Source organism: Kitasatospora sp. NPDC058492 (assembly GCF_042720685.1).
Lineage (GTDB): Bacteria > Actinomycetota > Actinomycetes > Streptomycetales > Streptomycetaceae > Kitasatospora.
Genome location: NZ_JBHXMU010000002.1, coordinates 117,964 through 135,807 on the forward strand (window position 1 = coordinate 117,964; position 17,844 = coordinate 135,807).

At 73.5% G+C, this 17,844-nt stretch carries 10 protein-coding genes and 1 pseudogene; 9 read left to right on the plus strand and 2 right to left on the minus strand.

The annotated features are described in order from the left end of the window. Positions 1–274: 274 nt before the first annotated feature. Both ACFWPI_RS02145 and eccCa read right to left on the minus strand, forming a co-directional pair. Entirely contained in the window at positions 275–3,082 is a 2,808-nt protein-coding gene (locus ACFWPI_RS02145) for a hypothetical protein (RefSeq protein ID WP_380369995.1), read from the minus strand. Between the two features lie 106 nt (positions 3,083–3,188). After that, the gene (gene eccCa, locus ACFWPI_RS02150) at positions 3,189–7,172 is read right to left on the minus strand and encodes a type VII secretion protein EccCa (RefSeq protein WP_380369993.1); all 3,984 of its coding nucleotides are present in this window, start codon (positions 7,170–7,172) and stop codon (positions 3,189–3,191) included. 326 nt (positions 7,173–7,498) lie between these two features. Here eccCa and eccD point away from each other — a divergent pair, with 326 nt between their 5' ends. From eccD to ACFWPI_RS02195, 9 genes and pseudogenes are all read left to right on the plus strand, one after another. After that, entirely contained in the window at positions 7,499–8,890 is a 1,392-nt protein-coding gene (gene eccD, locus ACFWPI_RS02155; RefSeq protein ID WP_380369991.1) for a type VII secretion integral membrane protein EccD, read from the plus strand. 138 nt (positions 8,891–9,028) lie between these two features. Further along, positions 9,029–10,480: a type VII secretion protein EccB gene (gene eccB / locus ACFWPI_RS02160; RefSeq protein ID WP_380369988.1), complete on the plus strand. Its 1,452-nt coding sequence runs from the start codon at positions 9,029–9,031 to the stop codon at positions 10,478–10,480. Between the two features lie 105 nt (positions 10,481–10,585). After that, entirely contained in the window at positions 10,586–10,930 is a 345-nt protein-coding gene (locus tag ACFWPI_RS02165) for a hypothetical protein (RefSeq protein WP_159398565.1), read from the plus strand. 73 nt (positions 10,931–11,003) lie between these two features. Next, positions 11,004–11,288: a hypothetical protein gene (locus tag ACFWPI_RS02170; protein WP_063350546.1), complete on the plus strand. Its 285-nt coding sequence runs from the start codon at positions 11,004–11,006 to the stop codon at positions 11,286–11,288. Between the two features lie 123 nt (positions 11,289–11,411). Next, on the plus strand, positions 11,412–11,825 hold the full coding sequence (locus ACFWPI_RS02175; RefSeq protein ID WP_380369985.1) for a hypothetical protein: 414 nt from the start codon (positions 11,412–11,414) through the stop codon (positions 11,823–11,825). A 63-nt stretch (positions 11,826–11,888) separates the two neighbouring features. Next, positions 11,889–14,207, plus strand: coding sequence for a hypothetical protein (locus ACFWPI_RS02180; protein ID WP_380369982.1), 2,319 nt, complete (start codon positions 11,889–11,891; stop codon positions 14,205–14,207). A 38-nt stretch (positions 14,208–14,245) separates the two neighbouring features. Then, complete coding sequence (locus ACFWPI_RS02185) at positions 14,246–14,710, plus strand: YbaB/EbfC family nucleoid-associated protein (RefSeq protein WP_380342658.1); 465 nt, start codon at positions 14,246–14,248, stop codon at positions 14,708–14,710. Further along, positions 14,703–15,005 carry a hypothetical protein gene (locus ACFWPI_RS02190; protein ID WP_380342655.1) on the plus strand — a complete coding sequence of 101 codons (303 nt, stop codon included), beginning with the start codon at positions 14,703–14,705 and terminating at the stop codon, positions 15,003–15,005. The genes ACFWPI_RS02185 and ACFWPI_RS02190 overlap by 8 nt, the downstream gene beginning before the upstream one ends. Before the next feature lie 85 nt (positions 15,006–15,090). Further along, a pseudogene (locus ACFWPI_RS02195) lies at positions 15,091–17,844 on the plus strand (hypothetical protein); the annotation flags it as partial.

Consider the following 17,844-nt stretch of genomic DNA (forward strand, 5'->3'; position numbering starts at 1 on the left):
GCCGGACCATCGGTTCGACCCGGACCAGTCACGTTTCTAAGCGACCGAGGTGACCGGGGCCGGGGAGTTCGATGACGATCCGATGGCCGCCAAGGGGCCCGGAGCTGTACAGACAACTTGTCGGCCTGTCGGGCGGTGCGGGAGCCACCGTCAAGTCCGCGCCGGGGAAGCCGTGTCGGCATCTGGTGCAGGACGTGGCGGCGGATCCGTCAGGTCCGAGGGCCGGCCTGAACTGGCCCGGCGTCAGTGGCGTAGCCCTTCCGGCCGACGCCGGTCACCGGGCGGCGGTGACGCCCGGGGTGAGGCGGAGTCGCTCGGGGCGGGACGGGGAGCGGAGGTCCTCCGGGGCGAGCAGGTCGCGGCGGGCCTGCCAGGCGAGCAGCCGCTCCAGGGCCTGCTGGTCGCGCTCGTCCGCCGTCCCGGCCGTGGCGCCCGGGCCGACCTCGCGCAGCAGGACGCGGGTCGGCTCGCCGTCCTCGCCCGGCATGACCTCCAGGACGGAGAACCACGAACCGGGCGGGAACACCACCTCGGGCTCGCCGTCCTCGGCGATCACCGAGGTGCGGCGGCCGGTCGCGGACCACACCAGGAACTCGACCGGCGTCCCCGGTACGACCTCCAACGCCGGCGTCCCGACCACCGGCGCGGGCTCCACCAGCAGCGTCCCCGGCACGTAGTGACGCAGCTCCTCCTCGCCCGCGTCGGCGCCCAGCAGCACGGCGCCCCGGTGGTTCGGAAGCCGCCGCAGGCCGGATCCCAGGCACGCCAGGTACGGGTCCAGCGGCCCGGAGCCCGGTCGGCGGGCCGCCACGACCAGCTCGGTGTGCAGGACCGGGACGCCCGTGTCGACGTGGTGCAGGTAGACCGCCGCGAGGTCGCTCTTGAGGTCGTCCCGGGAGTGCGAGCGCAGCGCCGGGAGCCGCATGGCGACCTGCTCGGCGCGGCTGGCGCAGCGCTGGAAGTGCTCGCCCAGGAGCGCCCGGAAGGCGGTCCGCTCGGCGGCCGTGCTCGGGCGGCCGGAGACGGCGGTGCCGTCGGGGGCGAGGAGGCGGGCGCGGGTGGGGGCTTCGGGCTCCGGGGCGGGGGCCGGTTCGGGTTCGGGGGTGGGCTCGGGTTCGGGGACCGGTTCGGGTTCGGGGACCGGTTCGGGCTCGGGCTCGGGTTCGAGGGCGGGCTCGGGGTCCGGGAGCGGGGCCGGTTCGGGCGTGGGTGCTTCGGCGGCGGGCGGTGCGGCCGGTTCGGGGATCTGCGGCTGGGCCTGGACCGGGACCGGGGCCGGGGGCTCCGGGAGGGTGGCGGTAGCGGTGGTGAACTCTTCGTCCGGGGCGGGGACTTGGGCGTCGGGGTCGGCCGTGGCGGCGGTCTGGGTCCGGACCGCCGAGGCCGGCGGGATGGCCGCGGTGATGGTGGCGGCGGTGGCGAACTCGCCTTCGGGGGCCGGTCGTTGCGGGTCGACCGCGGCGGCCTGCACGGTGGCCGGCACGGTGGGCTGGGCGGGCTGCGCCGCGGGGAGGAAGCTTCCGCGGCGTGCGCCGTCGATCAGCAGCTCGGGTGCGGTCGCACCGGGGGTGGTGAGCGCGGCGCGCAGCTCGTCCAGGACGGCGAGCACCTCGGGCGGCACCGTTCGCCCGTCCGCGCCCGCGATCAGCAGCGGGTGGGCCGGGTCGGGGTCGCGCAGGCGGGGCCCGCGGTCCTGCGGCGGCTCCTCGGGGCGCAGCCACAGGCCGGCCGGCACGGCCTCCAACCGCCAGCCGGTGACCGGGGATTCGTAGAGGGCCGGTCCGCAGGCGGCCGGGCCGCCGGGGGTGGTGCGCCAGGCGGAGGCGACCACGCGGCGCCTGGTGGGGGAGGCGGTCAGCTCGGTCAGCCACGGTTCCCAGGCGGGGGTGCCGTCGGCGGCCAGCACGCGGGAGGAGAAGCCGCTGGTGGTGCGCATGGGCAGGCCGACGGCGGCCCGGAGGTCGTGGCCGAGTTCGGTGGCGAGCCCGGTGGCGAGGGCGGTGAGCGCGCCGGTGGCGGCCCAGGGGGCGCTGAGCAGCAGGTCGGCCTCGGGGCCGGGGAGCAGGCGGCGGAGCCGGGCGGCGAGCTCGGCGGCCGGGGGGAGGGGTGTGCCCGGGTGACCGACGACGAGGATGACGGTGCCCTCGTCGGCGGTGGCCCTGGTGAGCGGGCCGGACGGGCCGTCGGGGTCGGGCTCGCTGCGGAACCAGTAGCCGTGCGGCAGCGCGGTGACCAGCGGGTCGGCGGGCGCGGCGGGCGGTGTGGGCGCGGCGGGCGGTGCGGCCTCGACGCGCCGGGCGGGGGCGGCGGGCTCCGGGGCCGCTGCGGCGGGGCTGGGTGCAGACACGGCGCCCAACGGAACGCCCCGCGCGGGCGAGGCCACGACGGGCGCGGCCACCGGAAGCTCCAGCACGGCGGTCTCCGCCATCGGACGCTCCATCACCACGGTCTCTGCGGCCGAGCTAGCCGAGCCAGCCGAGCCAGCCGAGCCAGCCGAGTCGGTCGAGCCGGCCGGTGCGGCGGCCGGCTCCGTCGGCAGCGGCCAGACCGGCCCGAGCCGGCGCACCTGTCCGGCCGGGGTGCAGAGCCACCAGGAGGACGGCGCGTCGTCCGTCGGCCCGCTGGTCAGCAGGGTGCCGTCGGGGCGGAGGGTGACCAGCCCGTCCGGGGCGACGACGCCGATGCCGGTCAGTTCGGCGATCCGTTCGGCGGGGCGGGGCCCGGTGTCCGGGGCGGTGGCCAGGCCGGAGGCGGCGAGGACGAGCGCGGTGGCGTCCCGGGCGGTGGCGGTGCGGGTCAGCTCGTCGAGCCGGCCGAACAGGACGGCCGGTGCGTCGGGGGCGGCGGCGAGGACGGTGACGGTCCGGGTGACGGCGGTGAGCCGGCCCAGCGCGGCGGTCATCGCGGCGGGCAGGGCCGCCGGGCCGGTGCCGTCCGTGCCGCCGGGGGCGATGACGAAGTGCGGGCCCACCTGGTGCAGGGCGGCGGGCCCGGCGGCGGGGGTGTTTCGACGGAAGGCCAGTCGGCGTTTCGCCGGGGCGGCGCCCGGCGCGTCCCCTGCCGCCTGCGCTGATGTGCTCATCGTCCCGCCCGCCCTCCGTCCGCGCGGCCGCGTCTGCCGCACGTGTCACCAGGCTCTACGGCCGCCTCGCCTCGCCGGGTTCACCGGCTCACCCGACTCGGCCGACTCACCCCTCGTCCCCGTCCTCTGCCATGACGGCGGTCTGCACCTGGACCGTGCGCCGGCGGGTGATGTGCAGGCCGCGCCCGGCCGGGAAGGCGCGGGGCTTGGTGGAGCCGAACAGGAAGCCCTCGCTGGGCGGGCAGGACAGCAGCACCACCGGGGTGTTGACCTCCTCCAGCTTGCGCAGCAGCTGGTCGGAGGAGGCCCGCCCGATGCCGTTGGCGCTGCGGGCGACGATCAGGTGCAGGCCGAGCTCGGCGCCCTGCGCCAGGTAGTCGAGCAGCGGCGCGAAGGGGTGGGCGTTGAGGCCGCCGGGGGAGCCGGAGACCAGTTCGTAGTCGTCGACCACGATGAAGAGTTCGGGCCCCTGCCACCAGTCGCGCAGCCGCAGCCGGGCCGGGGCGATGTCGGCGCCGGGCAACCGGTTGGCCATGGCGCGGGCGGCGCCGTCGACGATCTGGCGCAGCACGTCGACGCTGACGGCGTGGCCGAGCCGGTACTCCTCGGGCACCGCGTCCTGGAGGACCCGGCGGTAGTCGATGAGCATGATCCGGGCCTCGTCGGGCCGGTACGCGCTGGTGATGCCGGCGGCGACGAGCTTCAGCAGGTTGGTCTTGCCGGCCTCGCTGTCGCCGACGACCAGCAGGTGCGGGGTCTCCTCGAAGTCGTGCCACAGCGGGGTGAGCGAGACGTCCTGGAGACCGAGCGGGATGCGCAGCCGGCCTTCGGGGGCGGGCAGGGCGGCGGCGGGCAGTTGCAGCGGCAGCATCCGGATCTCGGGTGCGCGCGGGCCGGTCCAGTGGTCGGCGACGGCGTCGACCAGGTCGGCGACGCCTTCGCCGAGGTCGGCGGAGGTGCCGCTGCCGTCCAGCCGGGGCAGGGCGGTGAGGAAGTGCATCTGGTCGGAGGTGAGGCCCCGGCCGGGGATGTTCGGGACGGTGGCGGCGGCCCGCATGTTGACGGCGGAGTCGACGGCGTCGCCGAGGCGCAGTTCGAAGCGGGTGCCGAAGAGGTCGCGCAGGGCACTGGTGACCTCGCCCCAGCGGGTGGTGCCGACGATCAGGTGGATGCCGTAGTTGAGGCCGCGCTGGGCGATCAGGGTGAGGGCGGGGGCGAGGTCGGGGAACTCCTGGCGGATCGTGTTCCAGCCGTCGATGACCAGGAAGACGTCGCCGTACGGCTCGTCGGGCAGTTCGCCGGCCGCGCGGCGCCGGCGGAAGGCGGAGACGGAGTCGATGCCGTGTTCGGCGAAGCGCTGCTCGCGTTGGTTCAGGATGCTGTTGACCTCGGCGATGGTGCGCAGCACCCGCTCGGGGTCGTGCCGCCCGGTGATGCCGCCGACGTGCGGCAGGCCGCGCAGCGAGGACAGCGTGCCGCCGCCGAAGTCCAGGCAGTAGAACTGCACTTCGCCCGGGGTGTGGGTGAGGGCGAGGGCGGTGATCAGGGTGCGCAGCAGCGTGCTCTTGCCGCTCTGCGGGCCGCCGGCGATGCCGACGTGGCCGCCGGCGCCGGAGAGGTCGGCGGTGAGCAGGTCGCGGATCTGCTGGAAGGGGCGGTCGATGACGCCGATGGGGACGGTCAGGGTGCCGCGGTCGGCGTCGCTCTCGGTGGTGAGGCCGTGCTCGGGGTGCGGGGCGAGGGGCGGCAGCAGTTGGTCGAGGGTGGGCGGGACGCCCAGCGGCGGCAGCCACACCTGGTAGGCGGGCGGGCCGGCGTCGGTGAGCTTCTCGGCGGCGAGGTCGAGCAGGGTGTGGGTCTGCTCCGGCGTCTCCTCGGGCTCCTCGGCGGCCGGCAGGGCGACGGGCTGACGCGGCGCCACGTAGGTGGTGCCGTACCGGGCGACCTGGCCGGCCGCGGCCTCCTGGCGGGCGGTGGCGGGGCGCCGGGCCCGGTAGGGGCCGGAGACGTACGCGGCCTTGAAGCGGGTCAGGGTGGCGATGTCGCTGCGGAGGAAGCCGTTGCCGGGCTGGGAGGGCAGCTGGTAGGCGTCGGGGACGCCGAGGACGCCCCGGCTCTCCATCGCGGAGAAGGTCCGCAGGCCGATCCGGTAGGACAGGTGCGACTCCAGGGCGTGCATCCGGCCTTCGTCCAGGCGCTGGGAGGCCAGCAGCAGGTGCACGCCGAGGGAGCGGCCGAGGCGGCCGATCATGATGAAGAGCTCCATGAAGTCGCGGTGCGCGGCGAGCAGTTCGCTGAACTCGTCGACCACGACGAACAGGGTGGGCAGCGGGTCCAGCGGGGTGCCGGCGGCGCGGGCGGTCTCGTAGTCGAGCAGCGAGCTGTAGTTGCCGGCGGAGCGCAGCAGTTCCTGGCGGCGGACGAGCTCGCCGTGCAGGGCGTCGCGCATCCGGTCGACCAGGGCGGCTTCGTCGGCGAGGTTGGTGATCACCGCCGAGGTGTGCGGCAGCCGGTCGAGGCCGAGGAAGGTCGCGCCGCCCTTGAAGTCGACCAGGACGAAGTTGAGCACTTCGGAGGAGTGGGTGAGGGCCAGCGACAGCACCAGGGTGCGCAGCAGCTCGGACTTGCCGGAGCCGGTCGCGCCGATCAGCATGCCGTGCGGGCCCATGCCGCCCTGGGCGGACTCCTTGATGTCCAGTTCGACCGGCGTGCCGTCGCCGGAGACGCCGAGCGGCACCCGCAGCCGGTCGCGGACGCCCCGCCCGGCCCAGCCCTGGGCGATCTCGTGCCGGTGCAGGTCGCGGATGCCGAGCAGGGAGGCGAGGTCGTAGTCGGTGGCCAGCGGTTCCCCGGCCTCCGTCGAGTCGCCGATCCGGTACGGGGCGAGCTGGGCGGCCAGCCGGCGGGCGACCGTCGCGGACAGGGCGTCGGGCCGGCCGAGGTCGGTGACGTCGTCCCGGTGGTTGCGGTCGGCGCCGATCATGGCGAGCCGGCCGTCCTCGATCCGCAGCCGCAGCCGGAAGCGCAGCGGCTTCCAGTCGAGGGTGTCGCCGAGGTCGAGCAGGACGGCGTTGCGCCAGCCGGCCAGCGCGGCCCGGCTGGTGGCCCCGGCCTGCGGGCCGTCCAGCACGATCACGGTGAACGGCTCGTCCCGGCCGGGCTGGCTCTCCGGCTCGAACGGGGGCCGGCCGGCGAACTCGTCGCCGAGCAGCTGCTCGACCTCCACCACGGATCCGGCCACCAGCCGCACCGGACCGACGCCGTCGGTGTCCTCCGGGTGCAGGGCGTGCGGCAGCCACTTGGTCCACTCCCACTCGGCCTGGTGCTCGGCGTCCGTGACGACGGCGATCCGCAGTTCGTCGGGGGCGTGGAAGAGCGCCAGCTGCGCCAGCATGGCGCGGGCCAGGGCGCGGGTCGCGGCCCGGTCGTCGCCGCGCAGCAGGACCTGCGCGTACCCGCGCAGGTAGACGGCGATGGGCTGGTCGGCGACGGTGCCGTAGGCGTTGATGAAGCGGCGCAGCGCGTGCGCGCACAGCGGCTCCAGGTCCTCCACCGGTTTGGTGGACAGCGGCGCCAGCCGCACCGCGAGCCGCTGGTGGCCGAGGCCGATCCGGACGTCGCCGAAGTCGGGGTGGGTGCTGCGCCGCTCCCACAGCCGGGAAGTGCGGGCGAGCGAGCCGAGCGCGTCGGGGGCGGGGTGGCGCCAGGCCAGCGCCTCCTGCTGGCGGGCGATGTGGCCGCGCACCTGGCGGCGGACCTGGGAGAGGTAGCGCAGGTAGTCCCGGCGTTCGGCGCGCAGTTCCCGCTTGCGGTCGCTGGCGCCTCGGATCAGCTGGGTGACCAGCATGCCGACGGCGGACAGCGCCATCATGCCGATCGCGACGTAGGTCAGGATGCCGCCGCTGTCGCCGGGGCGCAGGAAGATGAACACCATCGAGAGCGAGCTGAGCGCCATCGGCGCCATGGCGATCATGTTCGACATGCCGCTCTGTGCCTCGGGGAGGACGGGCGGCTCCTGCAACTGGATCTCGCCGTCGGGCATCGCCGGGCCAGGGCGCCGCGGCGGACGGTTGACCAGCACCACACTCAACGAAGGGCTCCTCGCGCAGGGGAACGGCCGCTCGCTGCGTCGGCGGCCCGGGACGCGCACCGTCCACCCGGGACGACGGGCGGCGGGCCCGGCCGGGTTCACCCGGTTCGGCGGGGCGGGCGCGGCGCCGACGCCGAGGACGGCCGTGAACGGCTGTGAACGCCCGCGAACGGCCGCAGCGAAACGGATTCCGGCAGGCGGTGAACCCTGCGGGCCCCGCCGTCCGTGCCTCCTGGTGAGGTGACGCCCGGGCTCGTCCATCCCCCAGGCGCCCCCGGGCCGTCACCTCGCCATGCCGTTCGGAGGCCAGGGCAAAAGGGAGAAGTGTGAACGGGAGCGCGAACGGGACCGCCGTCGCCGGACTGTGCCGACTGAGGTTCCGAACGCCCGAGGCGGTCCTGGAACTCGCCGTCCCCGCCGACGTACCGCTGGCCGACCTGCTGCCGGCCGTCCTCGCGCACGCCGGCCCCGAGCTGGAGGAACAGGGCGTCGAGCACGACGGCTGGGTCCTGCAGCGCCTCGGCGGCCCGCCGCTGGACGAAGAGCTGGGCGCCGAGGCGCTCGACCTGCACGACGGCGACGAGCTGTACCTGCGCCCGCGCCGCGACGCCCTGCCCGAGGTGCACTACGACGACCTGGCCGACGGCGTCGCCACCGGCATGCGGGCCCGCTCCGACACCTGGCGCCCGGCGCTCACCCACCACGTGGCGCTCGGGCTGGCCGTGGCCGTCCTGGCCGGCGGGCTCGCCGTGCTGCTGCTCCCCGGCCCGGAGCAGACCCGTGCCCTTGCTGCCGCCGTCACCGGCCTGCTCCTGCTGCTGGGTGCGCTGAGCGCCTCCCGGGCGGTCGGCGACGCCGGCGCGGGCACCGCGCTCGGTGCCATGGCGGTGCCCTACCTCGCGATGGCCGGGGCCCTGCTGCCGGCCGGCGGCGGGGCCGGCGCGGTCGGCGCCCGGATGCTGGCGGGCGGCTGCGCGGCCGCCGGCGCGGCGGTGCTGGCGCTGGCCGCCGTCGGCTGCTCGGCGCCGCTGTTCCTCGGCGCGGTGCTGTTCGCCCTGTACGTCATGGTGGCGGGCGGGCTGACGCTGGGCGGGGAGGAGGGCCCGCAGGTGGCGGCCGTGCTGGCGGTGCTCGCGGTGATCCTCGGGGCGTTCGTCCCCGGGATCTGCTTCCGCCTGTCCGGGCTGCGGCTGCCCGCGCTGCCGCGCAACGCCGAGGAGCTCCAGGAGGGCATCGCGCCCGTCCCGAGCGCCACCGTCCGCAGCCGCAGCGATGTCGCCGACGGCTTCCTGACGGCCTTCCACCTGGCGCTCGGCACGGTCCTCACGGGATGCCTGACCCTGGTGGCCGGCGAATCCGGCTGGGCGGCCACGGCCCTGACGGTGACCCTGTCCGTCCTGCTGCTGCTGCACTCCCGGGCGATCGGCAGCATCCCGCAGCGGCTGTCCGTCCTCCTGCCCGGCGCCTACGGCCTGGCGCTGCTGCTCGGCCACCTGGCCGTCGGCGAGCGGAGCGGCGGGCGCCTGCTGGTGCTGGTCGGCCTGCTCGCCCTGGCGGCCGCCCTCGCGGTGGTCTCCTGGACGATCCCCGGGCGCCGGCTGCTGCCCTACTGGGGCCGGGCCGCGGACCTGCTGCACACCACCGCGGGGATGGCCGTGATCCCGCTGGCGCTGGCCGTGGCCGGGGTCTACCACGAGCTGCGGGCCCTGGCCGGCTGAGCCGGACCCTGACGGCCCCGTACCTCCCGCCGCCGGACCCTGACGGCCCCGCACCTCCCGCCGCCCGGCCCGGCCCGGCACCTTGCGCCGTGCGCCGCCCGGCCCCGCACCTTCCGCCGCCCCGAGGAGAACCACGAGATGCAGTCGAAGCGCGACCAGGTGCAGGCCCACCTGTTCGTGATGGGCAGGCTCGCCACCGGCATGCTGCGCGGCGAGCCCGACGCGGCCGACACCCCGGCCGGGCGCACCTCGCGGGGCACCGTCATCGGGCTGGTCATCGCCGTGGTGGTGTGCCTGGTGGCGGCCGTGTACGGGGTGATCGTCCCCGGCGGCGCCACCGGCTGGCAGAAGCCCGGCACCCTGGTGGTGGTGAAGGAGAGCGGCGCCCGCTACCTCTTCCTGGACGGCAGCCTGCACCCCGTGCTGAACGAGGCCAGCGCCCGGCTGCTGGCCGGCGACCAGCTGGTGGTCGACCAGGTCAGCGTGCGCTCGCTGGCCGACACCCCGCGCGGCGTCCCGATCGGCATCCTCGGCGCCCCCGACGGCCTGCCCGGGGCCGAGCAGCTCGCCGACGCGCCCTGGCTCGCCTGCGCCGTCAGCCGGCCCGGCCCGTCCGGCGGCCGCCTGGCGGAGCTGGCCCTGACGGTCGGCCCGGGCCACCGCGGCACCGGGCTGACGGACGGCCAGGGCGCGTTGGTCGCCGCCCCGGACGGCGCCGAGTACCTGCTCTGGCACGGCCGCCGGCTGCGCCTGGACACCGTCAACGGCGCCCGCCAGGCCCTCGGCCAGAGCGCCGTCGCCCCCTACCCGGTGACGGCCGCCTTCCTCAACGCGCTGGCCGCCGGCCCCGACCTGGCCGCTCCCGACCCGGGGGAGCGCGGCAAGGCCGGCCCGCAGCTCGGCGCCCACCCCACCCGGGTCGGCCAGCTGTTCACCGGCCCCGGCGGCGACCCCTACCTGCTGACCACGGCGGGGTTCACCCCGCTCAGCCGGATGGCCTTCGAGCTGCTGCGCAACGACCCCCGCACGCAGAGCGCCGCCTACGGGGGCGACGTCGTCGCCCCCGTCCAGCTCGGCCCGGCCGACCTCACCGGGCACACCGCCCCGGCCGCCCAGCCGTCCGCCGCCGCCGGCGGGCTGCCGGCCGCGCCGCCGGAGCTGGTGACGATCCCCCAGAACCGGGGCGTCTGCGCCGACCTGCGGCTCACCGACCAGGCACCGACCACCTCCGTCACCCTGGTCGACGCCGCCGCCGTCGAGGGCCCGCCGCCGGCCGCCCAGCCGGGCGTGGACCCGGCCTGCGCCGGCGCCGACAGCATCGCCGTCAAGCCCGGTGGCGGCGCCCTGGTGCGGGCGCTGTCCAGCGCGGGCGTCGGCGCGACCCTGTACCTGGTCACCGACGCCGGGGTGAAGTACCCGCTGGCCTCCGCCGCGGCGGTCAAACAGCTCGGCTACGGCGAGGTCGTCCCCTCGGCCGTCCCCGAGGCCCTGCTGTCCCTGCTGCCGACCGGCCCCAGCCTCGACCCGGCCGCGCTGACCGGCGCCGCGAGCCCCGCGCCGCGGCCCTCAGGACCGTCCTGCGCGAGGTGAACCACCCCCCGGCACGCGTCCGTTGAAGCAGATGGACCGGGTCGGCCGACCCGCTCGGGCGGCATCCGCCGCAGCCGAGAACCCGTACCGACGAAAGGCAGCGCAATGACCACTCCTCCGGGCTTGCAGACCGACGACGCGGCCGTCAAGACCGTCCTGGCGACCCTGGACACCCACATCCAGGCCATGATGCGGGCCGGCCAGCAGGTCGAGGACGTCAACCTCGAAGTCCAGAACCACTTCAAGGCCGCGTGCAGCACCGCCTACCAGGGGAAGATCGACGACTGGCAGACCCGGTACCAGCGGCTCAAGAGCGCCTACGCCACCTTCCAGGACCGGTTCTCCACCGGGCACACCCAGATCAACTCCGCCCACGACGAGGCCTACGGCGTCACCAACAGCTGGGGCGGCGGCGCGGGCGACGAGGTCTACAAGGGCCTCAACCTCTGATCCAGCCCGCGCCGACAGACCTGCCGGACCCGGGCAGCCCGGGCCGGACCCCAGCCGACCGAAAGGACCAGCCATGGCAAGCATCGAGCTCCACCACGCGAACATCGACGAGGCGGCGGACGCCCTGACCCAGGCCGGCAACGGCATGCACTCCGCGATGGAGGACTGCCTCCAGGCCATCCAGACCGCCGAGCACCAGCTCAAGGGCGACCTGGCCGCCGCGGCCCACTCCTTCTACCTGGTGCTGGCCGGCCAGGACGCCACCATGACCACCGACATCCAGCAGGGCGCCGACACCCTGCGCACCATGCACGGCCTGCTCCGCGACGCGGACCGGCGCGGCGCGGCGGGCATCTGATGACGGCCGCGGAGCGGCTCGACCGGAGGGACGGGCGCGATGCCCACTAAACCGCCGGATCCTCCGAAGGTGCCCGACGCACCGACCCTAGCCCCGCCGGCGCCCGGGCCCCCGGCACCGGACATGAGCCACACGCTCAGCGTCAACCACGACGACCTCGAGTACTTCGCGAACTCGATCCTGCCGTCGTACCTGAGCCAGCTGGAGACCGACCCGGGCTACTCGGCCATGCTGGGCTTCAGCGGCCAGGGCACGGTGACCACGAAACACCACTACGTCTCGCTGCTGGCCGGGAACTTCGAGAGCGGCACCAACCTGGCGAAGGGGTTCTCGCACCTCGCCGGCACCGTGGTGGGTGATTTCAAGACCTTCCACAACCAGATGGAGAAGGGCCGGCTCGACGTCCTGAGCTTCCTGAACCTGATGGACACCGCTCACGACGAGGCTCTGACGGCCGCGCAAGTGATGCAGATCCTGCAGGACGTCATCGCCGTCGGTGGCGGTGGCGGTGGCGGTGGTGGCGGCGGCGGGAAGTAGCGCTCTTCCCCTTCCGGTCGGCTCCCTGTACCCCTGAACCCCTCGACCCACCTGGAGACCTCCGTGCCCATGCTCTGGGAGACGACGCTCGCCGCCTTCAACTCCAAGCAGTCTCCGGTGGAGATCACCACGCGGGACAAGATCGCGGGAGCGAAGGCCGAGAGATGGATCAAGTCCGGGAACATGTCCGTCGAGAACGGGTACTTCGACCCCTCGGACGCGACCACCCAGAAGTACTTGACGGACGGCACGGGGCTGGGCAACCCGGACGTCTGGTGGGCGATGAACTTCTACGACGGCACCGCGAACAACAACAAGGGCGGCCCGCGCCACTTCAAGATCAACGTCCACATCGACTACGACAAGTGGGGGAACGACCCCAACGGCGTGCTCTCCAAGTTCAACCACCAGGCCGAGTTGATCCTCGACCCGATCATGCCGGACGTCTCGACCGACGTGGCTCCGGACTCCAAGGAGAAGCTCCCGATCAGTACCCGCGGGAACGACACGATCGACCCGCAGAGCCTGCTGGCCGGGGCCAAGGCGATCGAGGACACCACGAAGTGGTTGTCGACCCAGGCCGAAGCGTTCCGCAAGTGGGCGGAGCAGATCGACGGCCCGGGCGACAGCTGGGAGGGCGACGCGGCGGGCGAGTTCAAGAAGCTCCTCGAACGGTTCGCCGTCGAACTCGACGACCTGCGCAACCAGTTGGTCGGGGCCAACTACGGGCCCTCGCTGGAGTACGCGGCGTACGGAATCGGCGTCGTCATCAAGGCGGTCAGGACGGCGCAATCGGTCTGGTACAGCACCGGGTTCCCGTACCAGTGCATCCAGGAGGTCCTGTGGGAGGAGATGCACAAGGCCCCCATGTACTGGACCGCGGAGAGCACCTGGAAGTACGACACCTCCTCGCTGGGCGACCCCCGCAACGACGCCTTCTACGCCGCTCTCGACCAGAAGGCCAAGGAGAGGTGGCTGAAGAAGGTCGCCGACTACCTGGACAAGCCCGGTGACGACGCGATGGCGGCACTGGGGAGCGCGTACGACCCGCTGATCACCAAGCTCGGGTTCGATCTCATGCCGGTCGGCATCACGCTTCCGCCGAAGGAGATGCCGGACCCCAACGACCCCAACAACCCCAAGAACCCCGACGCGCCTCCGCCGCCCGGTCTCGGCGACGGCAGCGGGGGAGCCGGCGGGGGAGACGGCGGGGCCGGCGGCGGGGACAAGAACAACCACCTGCCCCCGCCGCCGATCATCGGTGGCGACGGTGCCGGTGGCAGCGGCGGTAGCGGGGGCGGCGGCAAGGGGGACAAGAACAACCACCTGCCCCCGCCGCCGATCATCGGTGGCGACGGCGCCGGCGGGAACGGTGGCGGCCTCGGCGCCGGGACGCCGATCCGCGACAAGGACGGCAACGTGCTCCTGGACAAGGACAAGAAGCCGATCCTCCTCCCGCCCGGCGGCTACATCTCGGGTGGCAAGGTCTACGACTCCTCCGGCAAGGAGGTGCTGGGCAAGGACGGCAAGCCGATCGTGGTGCCCCCCGGCGCCAACGTGCCGGCCGGCACCGGCGGAGGCGTGTACGGCCCCAACGCCAAGGTGCCGAAGGGATCGACCATCCGCGAGGACGGCACGGTGGTCGACCCCAACGGCAAGGAGATCCTGGACGCCAACGGCAACCCGATCGTGGTCGAGAAGGGCTCCTCGATCGCCGACGACGGCACCCTGCTGGATCCCCAGAAGAAGCCGATCTCCGACTACATCCAGCGCTCGCGCGACCTCCAGCACGCCTGGGCCTCGGTGGGCGGCAGTGGCAGCGGCAGCGGCAGTGGTGGTGGCGGAACCATCACCTGGGGCGACATCAGTGGTGCGCGCCCGCCGTCCACCGGTGGGGGCACGCCCTGGACCCTGAACCTGGGGTCGGGGGGCAGCAGCCTCGACCAGAACGACGGCTTCGGCGCGGTCGGCACCTACCCGGGGATGTTCAGCGGCGCCGGTGGGGGAACGTACGAGGGCCTCGGCACCTCCGGCGGCGGCCAGGCCCCCCGGATCCTCAACACCAGCAGCGGAGTCGGCCCCCGGGTGGCGGAGAACGGCGGACCGCCGCCCGCGGCCAAGGTCGCCGGCGCCGGAGCAGCCGCCGCCGAGAAGGCCACGATGAGCCAGAAGGCCTCCGCGCTCGCCGCCGAGGAGGCCGCCGCGATGCGGGGCCGCTCGGTGAACACCAGCGGCGGCGGGATGCCCATGGTCCCGCCGATGGGCGGCGGAATGGGCGGCGGCCAGGGCGAGAAGGGCCGGCAGCGGACCACCTGGCTGGCCGAGGACGAAGAGGTCTGGGGCACCGACACCGGTGCGGTCAGCGGAGTGATCGGCCGCTGAGTCGGCGCCGCGTCACGGGAGTGGAAAGGAACACGGAGATGACGTTCTCGTTCGAGGAGCAGCTCGCCCAGGCGATGGCCGCCCTGGAGGAGCAGCAGGTCAAGATGGCCGAGATGACCCGGCAACTGCAGGCGGCGACGGCCTCGGTGACGACCAAGGACCGGATGCTCACCGTGAAGGTGGGCGCGCAGGGCGAGGTGCTCGCGCTGACCTTCCACACCACCGCCTACCAGGAGATGGCCCCCGCGCACCTGGCCGCCGTCCTCAAGGACGTGTTGAACGAGGCCAAGGCCCGGATGGGCGAGCAGATCACCCGGTCGATGCGCGCCTTCGACGGGGTCGGCGAGTCGCTGCGCCTGGCGGTCACCGGCGACCAGGAGGAGGACCCCCTGCTGTCGATGCTGGGAGGCCTGGACCTGGACGCGCTGCTGGAGCCGCTCACCGCGATGCGGCCGGGAGCCGACCAGACCAAGACCCACAAGCAGGAGGAGTTCAATGGCTAAGCAGTTGGTGAAACTTGAGGACCTGAAGGCGGCGTTCGGCGACTTCGACAAGATGTCCGAGCTGGTCGACAAGGTCTACGGCCAGATCGACCACGTCAACAAGGTGAACCGCACGGCGGCCGGATCCGACGAGATCGGCAAGCAGTACCACGAGAAGGTGGACGAGCCGACCACCAATCTGCTCGAACTGGTCGGCGGCATCAGGGACAAGCTGGCGCGCGTCGCGAAGAACGGCATGAACGTGGCCGACCTGTTCGACTCGACCGACGAGCACAATGCCGGGTTGGTGAAGTGACCCGCCGATAGCGCCGGACGGCGCCGTTCCCCACCCGCACCGCACGCACAGCACCAGCAGGCTTCGCAGCCGGAGGCTCCCCGCCATGGCCCACTCCTCGATCCAGGTCTCGCCCGGCGTGGCGACCTTCTTCCACATCCTCACCGGGATGCCGTGGCCGGAGTCCAACGAGGGATTGCTGCGAGACGTCCGGGACGAGTACAAGACGCTCTCCGAGGAACTGCCGCAGCTCGAGGCCTACATCGTGGACCTGGTGGCCAAGTGCCGGCAGCAGTTCGAGGGGCAGACCGCCGAGGCCTTCGAACAGGACATGGGGCGGTTCGTCGGCCAGGGGAAGGAGGGCACCAACTACATCGCCACGGCGACCGAACTCTGCAAGCAGCTCAGCGAGTTCGCGGGCAAGGTCGCGAACACCGTGGAGTACACGAAGTGGATGATCATCGGCCAGATCGTCCAGCTGCTGATCGAGATCGCGCTGGCCATCTTCTGGTCCCCGTTCACCGCCGGCACCTCGCTCCTCGCGGTCGAGCCCGTCAAGCAGGTCGTCAAGACGATCATCATCAACCTGCTGAAGAAGCTCCTCCAGGTGATCCTGATGCACACCTTCTTCGGTGTGGTGGGCGGCCTGGTGATGGACGGGATCATCCAGGGCATCCAGTTCGGGCAGGGCAACCGGCACGAGTGGGACAAGGACCTGACCAAGCAGGCCGCGATCTTCGGCGCGATCAGCGGCATCATCGCCGGCCCGCTGCACCTGCTGGGCATGGGCCTGGGCAAGCTCTTCGGCAAGATGTTCGGGAAGCTCTTCGTCTCGAAGGAACTGAGCGCCTCGCTGAAGAACCTGGCCGCCGGGATCGCCAAGGGCGGGACCAAGGAGTTCGCGAACCTCGGCGCCAAGGAACTCGGCAATGTCGGGGCCAAGGAGCTCGGCAACGCCGGGGCCAAGGGGCTCGGGAAGGCCGGGGCGAAGGAGGCCGGGGCCGGCGCCGGCCGGGCGATCGGGGACGAGGCGGCGAACAAGTTCGCCAACAGCCTCGAAAAGCTCCTGCGGGAGAACTCCGCCTTCCTCTCCAAGGGCTTCGCGGCCGGCGGCAAGACCGGCGCCAAGGCCGGGGCCCAGTTCGCGGAGAACATGGCGAAGTCCTTCGAGAAGCACCTCGGCCCCGCCCTCGGCAAGGACCTCGCCCGCGAGCTGGGAACGGCGTTCGGCAAGGAGTTCGCCCAGAAGTGGGCCAAGTCGGGGGAAGCCCGCGCGGGCCTGGCCGCCGCCCTGCGCGAGATCGCGAACAACTCCAAGGTCGCCACCGGAGAACTCAAGCTCCTGGCCGAGAAGCTTCCCGAACTTGCCGGCCGCGTCGGCAAGATGAACACGATGTTCGTGCTCGGCCACGTGCTCGGCGAGCAGGTCAAGAACGGTCTCAACCAGTACCTGACCGAGGGCTTCTACAACCTGATCTTCGAACCGAACCACGAGTTCTCGGCCAGCGGTGCGAGCTTCCTCAGCGGCTTCCTCATGGGCGGCGCGCGCCACCTGATGCACGGCCTCACCTCGCCCCTGATGACCAAGTACGTCAACTTCGTCCGGGACCTCCAGCACGCCGACATCCCCCACGACGGCAGCAAGTACTTCCACCCGCTCCACCCCCTCACCCTGCTGTCCGTGGCCACCAACCTGTCCGGCCACGCCGCGCCGTTCCCGGTGCCCAGGCTCGGCGAGCGCCTCCCCGCCCCGACCGAGGGCGGCCCGCACCTGACCAGCACCGAGGGCGGCGGCCGCACCACCTCGCTCACCCCGCCGTCCGGTTCGCACCGCACCGACGGCGGGCCCAGCACCGAGGGCGGGTCCAAGACGGACGGCGGGTCGAACGCGGCCGGCTCCGAGAGCGGCAAGGCGACGGGCCCGAAGCCGTCGGTCGGCACGGAGACGCCGGGCGGGGACAAGACCTCCAAGCCCGGCTCGCAGACCGGCAACGGTGGCCGGACCACGCCGGACCCCGCCACCCGCCGCCCCACCGAGTCCGGGGGCGACCAGGGCAAGCAGACGGGTGGCAACACGGCGACGGCGGGCGGCGGCGACCCGAAGCCGGATCCGCGGCCTGCACCGAAGCCGGACCCGAAGCCGGACCCGAAGCCGGACCCGAAGCCGGACCCCAAGCCCGACCCGAAGCCGGACCCCAAGCCCGACCCCAAGCCCGACCACACGCCCGACCCTCCGAACCCCGACCACAAGCCCGACCACAACCCCGACCGCACGACGGACCCCAAGCGGGACCCGAACCCTGACCACAAGCCCGACCCGAAGCCGTCCAAGGAGGGCGACGGACGGCCTCCCAAGACCGAGGGCGGGCCGGAAGGCAGTAAGGACCCCGACCCGAACGGCCCTCGCAAGGACACCCCCAAGTCCGAGTACGAACTCCAGCGCGAACACCTCCGGGAACAACGCCTTCAGGGCGAGAAGGACCGTGCGGCGGCTGCTGAGGCTGCTCGTAAGGCGAAGGAGGCGTCCGGTCCGCCGCGGGTGGACGAGGAGGCGCCCAAGAAGCCGGGTGGCGACGGTGAGAAGGAGCCGCGGCCTGACCCGATGTACACGGCGCAGGGTGAGATACACCGGGATCTGCGTGCGCAGGGTGAGTTGCAGCGGGAGCTGCGTGCGCAGGCTGAGAAGGCTCGTCAGGCGAGGGAGGCGTTGAATCCGTCGCAGGCGGACGGTGACGGGGTCAAGAAGCCTGGTGGCGACGGTGAGGAGGAGCCGCGGCCTGACCCGATGTACACGGCGCAGGGTGAGATACACCGGGATCTGCGTGCGCAGGGTGAGTTGCAGCGGGAGCTGCGTGCGCAG